The following is a 13,993-nucleotide window of genomic DNA, read 5'->3' as shown; positions in this document are numbered from 1 at the left end:
GTTATACTTGTTTAACAATTATGGATTCCTTGTCGCTCACGCAATGCTGCGGCTATTATAATAAAATAACATCGAACTGCTCTTGGCTATACATAATTTCCACTTGAAAACGTATGGTTTTGCCTATGAACTCTTCTAGGTCGGCAACACTGGCCGACTCCTCATCTAACAACCTATCGACCACCTCCTGTGAGGCCAGCACCAATAAGGCATCGTTCTCGTAAGCTCTGGCTTCGCGTAATATCTCTCTAAAAATTTCGTAGCAAATAGTCTCTGCTGTTTTAACAGACCCCCTACCTTGGCATACCGGGCAAGCTTCACATAACACATGCTCTAAGCTTTCGCGGGTACGCTTGCGGGTCATTTCCACCAAACCCAATTCCGATACGCCGGTAATAGTCGTTTTGGCGTGATCATTGGCCATGGCTTTATCTAAGGCTCTATGTACTTGCCGTTTGTGTTCAGCATCTTTCATATCGATAAAATCAATAATGATAATACCGCCTAGATTGCGTATTTTTAGTTGCCGGGCCAGCGTCGTGGCCGCCTCTAGGTTGGTTTTGTAAATCGTTTCTTCTTGATTTCTATGGCCGACAAAAGCACCGGTGTTAACATCTATGGTGGTCATGGCTTCGGTTTGATCGAAAATTAAATAGCCGCCGGATTTTAACTCTACCTTGCGGCCCAGCGATTTTTGCATTTCATCTTCTATGCCATACAAATCAAATATGGGTCGTGGGCCGGGATAATACTCTACCCGCGGACCTATCTCGGGTATGTACTCGTCGGTAAATGCCTTAACGGTTTCGTAGGTTTCGCGCGAGTCTATACGAATTTTTTCTACTTCTGGCCGTATCAAGTCGCGCATGGTGCGCATATGCAAAGGTAGGTCTTCATAGATGATAGAAGGCGCTTTGCGCTCTTTCATTTTGCCTTCTAAAGCGGCCCATAAGCGTTTAAAAAAACGTATATCGGCGTGCAACTCTTCTTCTTGTGCACCTTCCGCAGCGGTGCGAATAATAAAGCCGCCTAAACCAGCCACCTCTTCTTCGGCTATGGCTTTTTCTACCAACTCACGCAGGCGGCTGCGTTCATCTTCATCGTCTATGCGCTGAGAGATCCCTAAGTGGCTAGTGCCTGGCATAAAGACTAGGTAACGAGAAGGCACCGACAAACGGGTGGTTAACCGCGCACCCTTGGTACCCATAGGATCTTTAATGACTTGGGTAACAATGGCCTGGCCTTCGCGCAACAGGCTACGTATGTCTGGGGCATCGCTATTGCGACGCTCGCCGTCTTTATTATCCAGAGCAATATCTGAGGCGTGTATAAAACTGGCGCGCTCTAAGCCTATATCGACAAAGGCGGCCTGCATACCCGGTAGTACGCGCACAACTTTACCTTTGTAAATATTACCGACTATGCCCTTGGAAGTAGCGCGTTCTATATAGACTTCTTGCAACATGCCGTTTTCAACCACGGCGACGCGGGTTTCCATGGGAGTTAGGTTGATCAGTATTTCTTCGCTCATGGCTTTACTACTTTTATATCCGTGGGTAGGGCTTGCAGCAATTGGTAGGTTTCTTGTAACGGTAAACCCATAACCCCTGAGTAACTGCCCCGTATCTGTTCTATAAACACCGCGGCAAAACCCTGTATGCCATAGCCACCAGCTTTATCATAGGGTTCATCGCCCGCTATGTAGCACTCGATTTCGGCTTCGTTAATAGGCCGAAAGTTTACCGCGGTAGTGTTTAAAGCCGTTAACTGCTGTTGCTGATAGACCACACTAACACTTGTTAGCACCTGATGCTGACGGCCCGATAATAGCTGCAACATGCGCCTGGCCTCCGCTCGGCTGGCAGGCTTGCCTAACAGCTGCTGGTCTATCACCACCACCGTATCTGAACCTATTACCGGTAAGGCCGGTTGTTGGCTAGCACTGCGCTGCTGCCATACCGTTTGCGCTTTCGCTAAAGACAAACGCTGCACATAGTCGGCGGGTAGCTCATTGGCGACGGCAGTCTCATCTATATCGGCACTCTGCACTATAAAGTCGACATGAATTTGTTGTAACAGTTCAGCGCGACGCGGTGACTGCGAGGCTAAAACACACTGTATAGTTGTGGACATGATAGAGATACACCTAATAAAAACACACTAGCCCACGCTTAGCTCACGTAAAAATAACGCCGACAAAAACGCAGCAAAGCCGATAACCATGGCCACAACAGCGCGCTGACTAAGGCTGGTAATAAAAATAGCAGAGTGGGGGAGATTACGCCTATCAGGGTTTGCACCCAGTGCCCTATTAGTTGATGCACCCCCACCAATACAAACAGCACTCCCGCTTGCTGCCATGGCGTATACATGCGCATACGTTGATAAAGCACTAAAGCGGCATAGGTAATTACCGCCAAGGCAAAGGCGTTTTGCCCCAAGGGTGTGCCTTCGATAACATCCAGTACCAAACCTGACAACCAGGCCACACCTAAACCGACTCGTTCGGGTAGGGCGATCACCCAGTAGATTAACACCATGGCCAACCATTCTGGCCTGCCCCATTGCGCCCAAAAAGGCATAGGGGTAATGCTAAGCACTAGCGCTATCACTATGCTGGTCACTATTACCCACGTACCATTGGCGCGTTGCTGCATCATGGTATTAGCCTTGGGGGTTTTTGCGGTTAAATACCAGCAAAACATAGCGGCTGCGGTCTAGCTGGGCATTAGGCTTGGCACGCACGGTGGCAAAAGGCAGGCCCGGATCTATGCTCACTTCGGACACGATCGCCACCGGATAACCAAAGGGAAAGCGCCCGCCCAGCCCTGAACTGACTAATAAATCCCCTACGCGTATATCGGTGGTAGCCGACACATGGCGTAAGGTCAGCTCATGTAACAACCCCACACCTTCAGCTATGCTGCGTACACCGTTACGATTAACCTGCACCGGTATGGCATGGGTGGCGTCGGTAATCATCATCACCCGGCTTTGTTTAGGCCCTACCTCTACTATCTGACCCATTAAGCCCAGCGCATCGATTACCGGCTGACCTACATAAAGTTGATCAGCACTGCCTTTATTAATAATAATTTCATGATGCAGTGGGCTGGAAGATACCCCGATTAACTCGGCGACTAACACGGTGTCATCCAACAGCGCTGCAGAATTGAGCAAGGCACGCAGGCGCACATTTTCAGCCTCTAACGAGGCTAACTTTTGCACCTGTGCTTTTAATAATAAGGCTTCAGTGTTGAGCCTGCGATTATCTCTACGCAGCGTTTTGCGGCTAACAACATTGTCATCCACCCACAAGCCCAATCTATCGGGCATATCAGTCACCCAATAAAAAGGCGCAGCCACTACACTCAAGGAAGACTCTAGGGATTGAAACCACTGATAGCGCTGGCCGGCAAAAATAAAGGCAAACGCCAGCAGGCTAAGTAGTAATAGCCTGGCGCCTACAGATGGGCCTTTAACAAAAAGCGGTTTGATAGCTGTTCCCCGTTATTGGACGACGCCTATACAATAAGAGGCCTGAGTACTGTTTATTCAGTCGAAAGCAAATCGATATTATGTTTATCAATAATCTCTAAGGCTTTACCGCCGCCCCTAGCCACACAGGTTAAAGGATCTTCAGCGACAATAACCGGTAGCCCGGTCTCATCAGAAATCAGCTTGTCGATATCACGCAATAAGGCACCACCACCGGTTAGCACGATGCCAGTCTCGGCAATGTCAGCGGCTAATTCAGGCGGCGCTTGTTCCAGCGCGCGCTTAACCGCTTGCACTATGGCTGCCAAGGGCTCTTGCAGCGCCTCTAACACCTCATCACTGTTAAGGGTAAAGCTACGTGGCACCCCCTCAGCGAGGTTGCGGCCACGCACATCTATCTCACGCAGCTCACTGTCTTTATGAGCGCAGGCAATCTCTTGTTTGATCCGTTCGGCTGTAGCATCACCAATTAAGCTGCCATAGGCACGGCGCACATGTGAGACTATAGCCTCATCAAAACGGTCACCGCCTACCCGCACCGAGTCGGAATAGACCACGCCGTTTAAAGATATAATAGCGATTTCAGTGGTGCCGCCACCTATATCCACCACCATGGAACCGATGGCTTCTTCTACCGACAAGCCCGCACCTATAGCCGCCGCCATAGGCTCTTCTATTAAGCGTACCTCTCTGGCACCAGCACTCAACGCCGACTCGCGGATAGCGCGACGCTCAACCTGGGTAGATTTGCAGGGCACACAAATTAACACCCTAGGGCTGGGGCGCACCAAGGAGTTTTGGTGCACCTTAGAGATAAAATGCTGCAGCATTTTTTCGGTAACCTGAAAGTCGGCTATAACACCGTCTTTTAAAGGGCGTATGGCGGTAATATTACCGGGGGTTCGACCCAGCATACGCTTGGCATCGGTGCCCACCGCCTCTATCGTTTTATGGCCATTGTGCATGCGTATTGCTACTACCGAAGGCTCATCTAGCACTATGCCTTCGCCGCGCACATATATTAGGGTATTGGCGGTTCCCAAATCGATAGATAAATCGTTTGAAAACAAACCTCTTAATCGTTTAAACATTCGAGCCTCTGTTGTTATATCAGGGGGCTTTTTGGGGCTTCGATGTAGCCTTTCCCACCAACGTCTGTCAGCTATTGTGATTAACACCTAATGAAAATGGCACTAATCATAAAGTCTTGCAATAAATTGGCCACTCTATCAACGCCGGGGATTCAGAGCAAGGCAGAAATGTGGTAACTTTAGCGTTTATAATGACTTATCAAATTGGGTCACAGTTCAGCTACCGTTTAACAGCCGTTTTACCACAGCCAGAACAGCCAATCAGCGGTCATCGTTTATTCTATTTACCCCTAATGAGGCTACAACACCATGTCAGTAGAGCAAACTGATATAGAAAAAATCGCCAAGCTTTCACGCATACGTATAGATGCCAGTGAAATGGAAGAGGTAGCCTCGCGGCTTAATGACATACTGGCCATGGTAGACACCATGCAAGCGGTAGACACCAGCGGCATAGAACCCATGCATAACCCCTTGGATGCCACCCAGCGCTTAAGAGCCGACATAGTCACCGCAACCGACCAACGTGAGCTGCTGCAACAAAATGCACCCGCCGTTGAACAAGGCCTATTTTTAGTGCCGAAAGTGATTGAGTAGCCTAGCCACACTGAACTGGCTTCATCACTACACAGACTTATAAAGATTCTACACATAAGGACCACCCGGTCATGCATCAACTCACCATCGCCGAATTATTAAAAGGCTTAGACAGCAAAGCCTTTTCCAGCGTAGAGCTAACCCAGCACTACCTAGACCGCATCAAGCAATTAGACGGTAACTACAATAGCTACATCACCGTGACCGCCGAGCAAGCACTGGCGCAGGCACAGGCTGCCGACCAAGCACGCAGCCAAGGCAACGCCGGTTTATTAAGCGGCATACCCATAGCCCACAAAGATATATTTTGCACCAAGGGCGTTAAAACCAGCTGCGGCTCAAAAATGCTGGATAACTTTATCGCCCCTTACGACGCCACCGTGGTAGAAAAACTGCAACAGGCGGGCGTGGTGTCATTGGGTAAAACCAATATGGACGAGTTTGCCATGGGCTCCTCTAACGAGAGCAGCTTTTACGGCCCGGTTAAAAACCCTTGGGATACCAACACCGTACCCGGCGGCTCATCGGGTGGTTCGGCCGCCGCAGTGGCTGCACACTTAGCCGTGGCTGCCACCGGCACCGATACCGGCGGCTCTATACGCCAACCCGCCGCCCTGTGTGGTATTACCGGCATTAAACCTACCTATGGTAGGGTGTCGCGCTTTGGCATGGTCGCCTTCGCCTCCAGCCTAGACCAAGCCGGCCCCATGACCCGCAATGCCGAAGACGCCGCCCTATTAATGAATGTAATGGCCGGGCTAGACGAAAAAGATTCCACCAGCGCCGAGCAAGCGGTGCCCGACTACAGCGCCGACCTCAACAAAGATTTAAGCGGATTACGCATAGGCCTGCCGAAAGAATTTTTTGGCGCCGGTTTAAATGCCGACATAGAAAAAAGCGTGCAAGCCGCCATTAAAGAATATGAAGCACTGGGCGCCACCGTAAAAGAAATCAGCCTACCTCACACTGAGTTAGCGGTACCCTGCTATTACATCATCGCCCCGTCAGAAGCCTCGGCCAACCTGTCGCGCTTTGATGGCGTGCGCTACGGCCACCGCTGTGAAGATCCAGAAGACCTATACGACCTCTACACCCGCAGCCGTGCCGAAGGCTTTGGTGACGAAGTGAAGCGTCGCATATTAGTCGGCACCTACGCTTTATCGGCAGGGTTTTATGATGCCTATTACAAAAAAGCACAACAAATACGCCGCTTGATTAAAAATGATTTCGTCAACGCCTTTAACGAGGTCGATATTATCATGGGGCCTACCACCCCCAACCCGGCATTTAATTTGGGTGAGAAATCTAACGACCCCGTCACCATGTACCTAGAAGACATCTACACCCTTTCCGTTAACCTCGCCGGATTGCCGGGCATGTCTATACCTGCAGGCTTTGCCGGTAACAAGCCCACCGGCCTACAGCTAATCGGTAATTACTTTGATGAAGCACGCCTGCTGAATGCCGCGCATCGCTTTCAACAAGCCACCGACTGGCACCTACAAACGCCCACCGGCATTTAAAAGATTAAGAGGTTTACGCAAAGATGGAATGGGAAACAGTTATAGGCCTGGAAGTACACGTACAACTGGCCACAAAATCGAAAATATTTTCCGGCTCTAGCACCGCCTTTGGTGCCGCCCCTAATACACAAGCCAGCGCCATAGACTTAGCGCTGCCCGGCACTTTACCGGTCATTAACGAACAGGCTATGCACTACGCCATTATGTTTGGCTTGGCCATAGGTGCCGACATTAACCAGCGTTCGATTTTTGATAGAAAAAATTATTTTTACCCCGACTTACCCAAGGGCTATCAAACCACGCAAATGGATGAGCCTATCGTGGGCGCCGGTACCGTAGAGATACAACTACCCGACGGCAGCCACAAAACCATACGCATACACCACGCCCATTTAGAAGAAGATGCGGGCAAGTCAGTGCACGATTTATTTGCCAGCCAATCAGGTATAGATTTAAACCGCGCCGGTACGCCGTTAATAGAGATCGTCTCTGAGCCCGATATGCGCACCTCCGACGAAGCGATAGCCTTTGCCAAAAAGCTACACTCTATCGTCACCTCGCTAGGCATTTCTGATGGTGATATGTCACAGGGCTCTATGCGCTTTGATGTTAACGTATCTATACGCCCCAAAGGCGAAGAAAAATTAGGTACCCGCACCGAAACCAAAAACCTTAACTCCTTCCGCTTTATGGAGCAGGCCATACACAAAGAAGTCGCGCGCCAAATTGATTTACTGGAATACGGCGAAGTGGTACTACAGGAAACTCGACTCTACAATGCCGACACCGGCGAAGCGCGCTCTATGCGCAGCAAAGAGGAAGCCAACGACTACCGCTACTTCCCCTGCCCTGATTTATTGCCTATAGAAATTAGCAGCGAAACTATAGAAGCTATACGCGCGAAACTACCCGAGCTACCTGACGCCCGCCAAGCGCGCTTTGTCGCCAGCTATGGCCTATCCGACTACGATGCCAGCCTATTAGGTGACGAACGCGATACCGCTGAATATTTTGAAAGTGTTACCCAACACTGCGGCGACGCCAAACTAGCCGCCAACTGGATTAGCGGCGAGCTGTCGGCCAAGCTCAATAACGCAGAGCTAAGCATAGCCAACAGCCCGGTTAATGCCGAAGCCTTAGCGGGCTTAATTAATCGCATTAAAGACAACAGCATCTCAGGCAAAATCGCCAAGCAAGTATTTGAAGCCATGTGGCAAGGTGAAGGCTCTGCCGATGAAATTATTGATAAACAAGGCTTGAAACAAGTTTCTGATACTGGCGCTTTAGAAAAGATTGTTGATGAAGTACTAGCCAGCAACCCTGATGGCGTCGCGCAATATAAAGAAGCCGACGACAAAAAACGTAAAAAGTTATTAGGCGGTTTTATGGGCCCCATTATGAAAGCCAGTAAAGGCCAAGCCAACCCCGGCATGGTTAATCAGATACTGGCGAAAAAGCTTAATCAATAACCGCATGATCTGTGGAGAAAGGGCGGTAGCTGACCCAAAGCTGCCCTTTGCTTCCAAAAGAATGACTTTCTCCATGCGGACACTTATCAGTAAACAAGCCGATGTATAGAGATGGCTCAGCGACATAGCTCGCCCTTGCTTGTGAGTAAAGCCTGATAAGCTGAGTAAAATGAAGTAACGTAAGGACCTGTTTCATAGTACACATCCCTGTGCACCACCCTTCGGGCAGCCTTAGGCTGTGTAAATCGGCTTTCCTACCGATTTATAATGAGCCACGCATGGCCGGAAAGCTTGCCCCGCGAGCGCAGCGAGCGCTTTGGGTACAGGATGTCTGGCGGTAAAGTGTTTACCTACTCACCCAACCACTGTAATTGCAAACCAACATATAAAGGCCTAAGTCATGAGCGACAAAGATCATCGTAAGCATTCCTCTATCGTTGTTGATGGTGTTGAGCAAGCCCCAAGCCGCGCTATGTTGAGAGCGGTGGGTTTTAAGGATGACGATTTTAACAAGCCTCAGGTGGGCGTAGCTTCCACTTGGAGTATGGTGACGCCCTGCAATATGCATATTAATGCCTTAGCGGATGAGGTTGGCATAGGCGTTAATGAAGCGGGTGGTAAGAGTGTGATTTACAACACTATTACTATCTCCGATGGTATTTCCATGGGCACAGAAGGCATGAAATACTCCCTGGTCTCTCGAGAAGTGATTGCCGACTCCATTGAGTCGGTTTCAGGCTGTATGGGCCACGACGCTATCATCGCCATTGGTGGCTGTGACAAGAATATGCCGGGCTGCTTGATCGGTATGGCACGACTCAATCGCCCGTCCATCTTTGTTTATGGTGGGACTATTCAGCCGGGAAAAAATCGCACGGATATCATTTCGGTGTTTGAGGCCGTGGGTGGTCACGCCAACGGCTCCGTGTCCGATATAGAGTTAAAAACCATTGAAGAAACGGCGATTCCAGGCCCCGGATCCTGTGGCGGCATGTATACGGCGAATACTATGGCTGCCGCGATTGAAGCGCTGGGTATGAGTTTACCCAACAGCTCTGCACAAGACGCCATCTCCGAGCACAAAATGAGCGACTGCCATCGAGCAGGCGCCGCGGTGATGAACCTACTTAGGCATGATATCAAGCCCTCCGATATCATGACCAAGGCGGCCTTTGAGAATGCCATTAAGGTGGTGATTACCTTGGGCGGTTCGACTAACGCCGTGTTACATCTATTGGCCATGGCGCATAGCATCAACGTCGATCTTTGTTTGGATGACTTTGTTCGAATTGGTAACGACACCCCGATGCTGGCGGACTTAAGGCCCAGTGGGCGATTCCTAATGTCGGAGCTGATTGCCATCGGCGGCATCCAACCGCTGATGAAAATGCTCTTAGATACAGGCCACTTACAGGGTGACTGCCTAACGGTCACCGGCAAAACCGTGGCAGAAAACCTCGCCGATGTTAAGCCCTACCCAGAAAACCAAGAGATTATTCGCCCACTCTCAAACCCCATCAAAAAAGATAGCCATCTTGTTGTGCTTAGGGGCAATCTTGCTCCCGAAGGTGCTGTCGCCAAGATCACCGGCAAAGAGGGCTTGAGTTTCACGGGTACGGCACGCGTATTCCATTCGGAAGAGGAGACGCTTAAAAGTATCTTAGATGGAACCGTCGTCAAAAACGATGTTCTGGTGATTCGTTATGAAGGCCCTAAAGGAGGGCCAGGCATGCGGGAAATGTTAAGCCCCACCTCCGCCATTATGGGAAAAGGGCTAGGGGCAGAGGTTGCGTTAATTACCGACGGCCGTTTTTCCGGAGGTAGTCATGGTTTTGTGGTTGGCCATATTACTCCCGAAGCCTATGAAGGCGGGTCGCTGGCTATTGTTGAAGACGGCGATGAAATTACCATTGACGCGACAACAAGAGAATTGAATCTCAATATTTCTGATGACGAGATCAAACAGCGTTTAGCCAAATGGAGCAAACCAGCACCCCGTTACACAAGAGGAGTTTTGGCAAAATATGCAAAAACGGTAAGCTCAGCATCTGAAGGCGCGGTGACGGATAAAGACCTATAGGCCATTAATAGAGGTGCCCTTACGTATGCCGATCAAACCACGCCAGGCCGCTCTTGATGAGATAGAAAGAGTCACCCTTGAGCATTACGAGAGTAACGCAGAGTCCTTTTGGTTGGGGACGAGAGACCATGATGTCAGCCAAAATATTGCAGCTTTTTTGCAAGCGCTACCCCAAGATACCGCACTGGATATCTTGGACTTCGGTTGCGGCCCTGGACGAGATCTTCACACGTTTAAAGCTTTAGGCCACAGGCCCACCGGGCTAGACGGCAGTAAAGCATTTTGCCAAATGGCGCATCAATATAGCGGCTGCCCCATCCTGCATAAGCAATTTCTAAGCCTTGAGCTTGAGGAAAACCATTTCGACGGTATCTTTGCCAACGCGTCCTTGTTTCACGTACCCAGCCAGGAACTTCCCAGAGTTTTAGGGCAATTACACGCCGCTTTACGACCTGGTGGTATTTTATTTTCATCGAATCCAAGAGGAAGTGCTGAAGGGTGGCAAGGTCAGCGCTATGGCCATTACATGGAACTCGAAACCATCAGAGCCTACCTCCATCAATCCGGTTTTGAAATAATAGACCACTACTACCGCCCTAGCGGCATGCCAAGAGAGCAGCAGCCTTGGCTGGCTATTGTTAGCCAGCGACAGAATGCCAAGCTCTAGAGAAGGTAAGTGGGGCCAGATAAGGCTTATTGGATATTTCTCATAAAGTCAGTACTTTTAGTTTTATTTGACCCTGTAGAATCTTGTAAAATCAGTACTTTTAGTTTCATCTGACCCCGTAGAATCCTAATTGGAAAATAACAATGACCGAACGTTTTCAACCGAAAGAGTCTGAGCTTAGTGACTCAGTGGGGCCTGCTACTTTACCCGAACTCGAAGCAATCGCTGAAGCTAAGAATCTGCATCTGCAAAAAGTGACTTGGGTTCACCATTGGACGCACAACTTATTCAGCTTTCGTGTTGAACGGCCGCCTAGCCTCCGTTTCCGATCTGGCGAGTTTTTGATGATTGGCCTGAAAGACGGTGACAGGCCTTTATTAAGAGCCTATTCGATTGCCAGCCCGAGTTGGGAGGACCACCTTGAATTTTTCTCTGTGAAGGTACCCGAGGGGCCGCTGACATCAAGGCTGCAACACTTGGAGGTTGATGATTATATTTTTCTCAGTAAAAAGCCTGTAGGAACGCTGATAATAGACGCGCTAAAGCCTGGCAAACGATTGTTCTTAGTGGCCACCGGTACTGGATTAGCTCCTTTCCTCTCAGTGTTACGGGATCCCGAGACACACGAAAAATTTGAGGAAATCATTATCACGCATACGGTTCGAGAAGAGGAGGAGCTTGCCTACCACGAATTTCTGGATACTGAAATCCACGATGACGATATTTTTGGTAAATTGCTGAAGGATCGCTTCACGTACTACCCAACAGTGACTAAAGGTGAGTTCCGAACAAAGGGCCGGATAACAAATCGAATTCGCTCCGGTGACTTCGCAGAGGATATCGACCTTATCGATAATCGCTTTAACCCTGAGATTGATCGAGTCATGGTTTGTGGTTCCATGGCCTTCAATAAGGAAATGGCCGCGATGCTGGCAGAGCACGGCCTGGTAGAAGGCCACAATAATGATCCTGGCACTTTCGTTGTAGAGCGGGCCTTTGTCGGGTGATGCACCCGTTACACTCATGAGGCGATCAGCTATCTTTAGAGTGCTCTTATTAATTTTCTTAGGCGTTTTTTTGTAGGCGGCGGGGTAAGTGGCAGGTAAGTGGGGTCAGATAACAGGTAAGTGGGGTCAGATAAGACTTATTGGATATTTCTCATAAAATTAGTACTTTTAGTTTCATCTGACCCCGTAGAATCCTGCTGATTTTACAGTAAAAAATAATTGGGATCATAGCGAGGTAAAAGAGTGGTTTCATAAAACATTTAGGCGGTATGAAAATGAATAGTAAGTTTCTTTGTTTAATTGTGGCTGCGCTTATAAGTAATGGAGTATTAAGTAATGAGACAAAAGTGTGCGTGGATAATTTAGAAAAAAAGTATGGGAACGAAACTGGTGAGCAGTTCATTAAATCTCTTGAGTCTGAAAGCTTCGGTTGTGATGTATCTTCGGAAGAATTTAAGATGTATAAGATTTTTGGGCTTATTAAATCTGGTAATGTAAGTGATGCAAGAAAATATTTTGATAAATTAGATCTGATAAAGAGTGATAGTCCTCATGAGGTAAAAGTTTTATACCACTATATGAATCTAGAGCTTAAATATGTGGACGCGGTTAATAATCATAAATATACGAAAGATATATGGGGTGATATAAAAAAATAAGCTTTAATTCTTGATGGGCTAAGAGATGCACCTTATTCATACTTGCTAAAACTGGGGGAGGCGAATATCTATTTGAATGAACTGGAAGAGGCCGAAGTTACAGTGCGGAAAGCTGTGAAAATAATGGTAAATTTAACGCGTGAAGATAGGGCAAAATTGCTATCAATAATCTCAATGCTTTATTATTTCATTAATGATCCTGAACAAGCAATATTTTATGCTGGTGAAGCCCAAAAATATGCACCAATTCACGGGAGTCCGGGAGTTATGTCGACATTGGCTGGCGCGTTTATGCAGTTTGAAATGTATGAGAAAGCAAGAGAGATTTTATTGAAAGTTATAGAGGTCAATAAAGATGCTCCGAAGCATCCATATTATCTGCAGATGTATAATGCACTAATGGAAAAAGATCTTACCAGAGGGCATATTTAAAAGCACTCAGGAATGAGGGTCTACCATTGTTTTTTGTAGGTGACGGTCCACTTTACGTTCACAGCAGGCCGTATAAGCCTGCCCTACCACAACTTAACTCTGAACCGAATGGCNCTTACTTAAGCAAAAAGTGTGAGTCATACCCAAAGCACTCGCTACGCTCACGGGGCAGGCCCTTCCGGCCTCCGAGCCGGAATCCAGCTGTTAAATATGGATACCGGCTTACGCCGGTATGACAAAGCAATGAAGAAATATGGCTTAAATAAGTGTCATTCAACTCTGAACCCTCTAATCTATAGACTAGGGACTAGGGACTAGGGACTAGGGACTCTAAACTACCCCCTACCCTTAGTAATCCTTTCACGAGCTTCCTGCTTACTTTTCTCACTCTTGGCCAATAAAACATACGCCGCACCCACACCGCCATGTTGCGGCAGGGCACTGCAAAATGCCTGCACTTCGGTTAATGTTGGCAGCCAATTGTTTACATAGCTTTTCAGCTTGGCCTGTGCGGCCTTATTGCTTAGGCCCTTACCGTGGATAATAACCACGGTGCGCAAACCATAGTGGTAGCACTGCTTAATAAAATCGAACACTTCAACCCTAGCTTCTGCAACCGTGAGGCCATGCAGATCCAACCTAGCCTCTTGTTGATACTTACCTTGTTTGAGTTTTTTATAAACACCGTTCTGCACACCCGCGCGNTTGTACTCTATAAAATAATAAGGGTCTAGCAAGCTTATTTGATTGTCACTCAAGGAGTTATGATCAGCGGCAACCGCAGCTTGGGCGGCTACGCGACGGGCGGCTAAAACAGATTGAGCGGTATCATTTTTTTAAGAGTAACTTTGGGCTGACGTTTTAAGGGTTTAACCCCAGCCATCTCCTGCTTAAATAAATCCTCGTCATCGTCCATAGCTCAAACCCTTACTTTCTCAACAGCAACAATTTAAAGGATGGATTGTCAGCT

General features: G+C 48.4%; 13 protein-coding genes and 1 pseudogene. 8 read left to right on the top strand and 6 right to left on the bottom strand.

Annotated elements, in window-relative coordinates; all coding sequences use genetic code 11:
• Positions 1-55: 55 nt before the first annotated feature.
• Genes rng through B067_RS0108895 form a run of 5 tightly spaced genes read right to left on the bottom strand, consistent with a single transcriptional unit; the run spans position 56 to position 4,589 of the window.
• Positions 56-1,531 (bottom strand): ribonuclease G, encoded by a 1,476-nt coding sequence (rng, locus tag B067_RS0108915; protein ID WP_019529734.1) that lies wholly within the window; start codon positions 1,529-1,531, stop codon positions 56-58.
• Positions 1,528-2,133 (bottom strand): Maf family protein, encoded by a 606-nt coding sequence (locus B067_RS0108910; protein WP_019529733.1) that lies wholly within the window; start codon positions 2,131-2,133, stop codon positions 1,528-1,530. Before B067_RS0108910 ends, rng begins: the two co-directional genes overlap by 4 nt.
• Before the next feature lie 38 nt (positions 2,134-2,171).
• Positions 2,172-2,660: a rod shape-determining protein MreD gene (mreD, locus tag B067_RS0108905; protein WP_019529732.1), complete on the bottom strand. Its 489-nt coding sequence runs from the start codon at positions 2,658-2,660 to the stop codon at positions 2,172-2,174.
• 4 nt (positions 2,661-2,664) lie between these two features.
• Positions 2,665-3,498 carry a rod shape-determining protein MreC gene (mreC, locus tag B067_RS0108900; RefSeq protein ID WP_083921393.1) on the bottom strand — a complete coding sequence of 278 codons (834 nt, stop codon included), beginning with the start codon at positions 3,496-3,498 and terminating at the stop codon, positions 2,665-2,667.
• A gap of 53 nt (positions 3,499-3,551) precedes the next feature.
• Positions 3,552-4,589 carry a rod shape-determining protein gene (locus B067_RS0108895; protein WP_019529730.1) on the bottom strand — a complete coding sequence of 346 codons (1,038 nt, stop codon included), beginning with the start codon at positions 4,587-4,589 and terminating at the stop codon, positions 3,552-3,554.
• A gap of 309 nt (positions 4,590-4,898) precedes the next feature.
• Here B067_RS0108895 and gatC point away from each other — a divergent pair, with 309 nt between their 5' ends.
• The 8 genes from gatC (at position 4,899) to B067_RS0108855 (ending at position 13,023) form a co-directional block, all read left to right on the top strand.
• Complete coding sequence (gene gatC / locus B067_RS0108890; RefSeq protein ID WP_019529729.1) at positions 4,899-5,186, top strand: Asp-tRNA(Asn)/Glu-tRNA(Gln) amidotransferase subunit GatC; 288 nt, start codon at positions 4,899-4,901, stop codon at positions 5,184-5,186.
• Between the two features lie 71 nt (positions 5,187-5,257).
• Complete coding sequence (gene gatA, locus B067_RS0108885; protein ID WP_019529728.1) at positions 5,258-6,709, top strand: Asp-tRNA(Asn)/Glu-tRNA(Gln) amidotransferase subunit GatA; 1,452 nt, start codon at positions 5,258-5,260, stop codon at positions 6,707-6,709.
• A gap of 23 nt (positions 6,710-6,732) precedes the next feature.
• Complete coding sequence (gatB, locus tag B067_RS0108880; protein ID WP_019529727.1) at positions 6,733-8,178, top strand: Asp-tRNA(Asn)/Glu-tRNA(Gln) amidotransferase subunit GatB; 1,446 nt, start codon at positions 6,733-6,735, stop codon at positions 8,176-8,178.
• Positions 8,179-8,578: 400 nt separating this feature from the next.
• Positions 8,579-10,258 (top strand): dihydroxy-acid dehydratase, encoded by a 1,680-nt coding sequence (gene ilvD / locus B067_RS0108875; RefSeq protein WP_019529726.1) that lies wholly within the window; start codon positions 8,579-8,581, stop codon positions 10,256-10,258.
• Between the two features lie 25 nt (positions 10,259-10,283).
• Positions 10,284-10,925, top strand: coding sequence for a class I SAM-dependent methyltransferase (locus B067_RS0108870; RefSeq protein ID WP_019529725.1), 642 nt, complete (start codon positions 10,284-10,286; stop codon positions 10,923-10,925).
• A gap of 143 nt (positions 10,926-11,068) precedes the next feature.
• Positions 11,069-11,932, top strand: a complete 864-nt coding sequence (locus tag B067_RS0108865) for a ferredoxin--NADP reductase (protein ID WP_019529724.1) — start codon at positions 11,069-11,071, stop codon at positions 11,930-11,932.
• A 275-nt stretch (positions 11,933-12,207) separates the two neighbouring features.
• Entirely contained in the window at positions 12,208-12,591 is a 384-nt protein-coding gene (locus tag B067_RS0108860) for a hypothetical protein (RefSeq protein WP_156820804.1), read from the top strand.
• A 72-nt stretch (positions 12,592-12,663) separates the two neighbouring features.
• Positions 12,664-13,023, top strand: coding sequence for a tetratricopeptide repeat protein (locus B067_RS0108855; protein ID WP_156820803.1), 360 nt, complete (start codon positions 12,664-12,666; stop codon positions 13,021-13,023).
• A 335-nt stretch (positions 13,024-13,358) separates the two neighbouring features.
• On the opposite strand, the pseudogene smrA reads toward B067_RS0108855, so the two are convergent.
• Positions 13,359-13,784 (bottom strand): annotated as a pseudogene (smrA, locus tag B067_RS20005) (DNA endonuclease SmrA); the annotation flags it as partial.
• Positions 13,785-13,993: the final 209 nt, after the last annotated feature.

It is taken from the genome of Dasania marina DSM 21967 (genome assembly GCF_000373485.1).
Taxonomy (GTDB): Bacteria; Pseudomonadota; Gammaproteobacteria; order Pseudomonadales; family Dasaniaceae; genus Dasania; species Dasania marina.
Note: the sequence above shows the minus strand (reverse complement) of the source record. Positions and strands in the feature narration are given on the sequence as shown.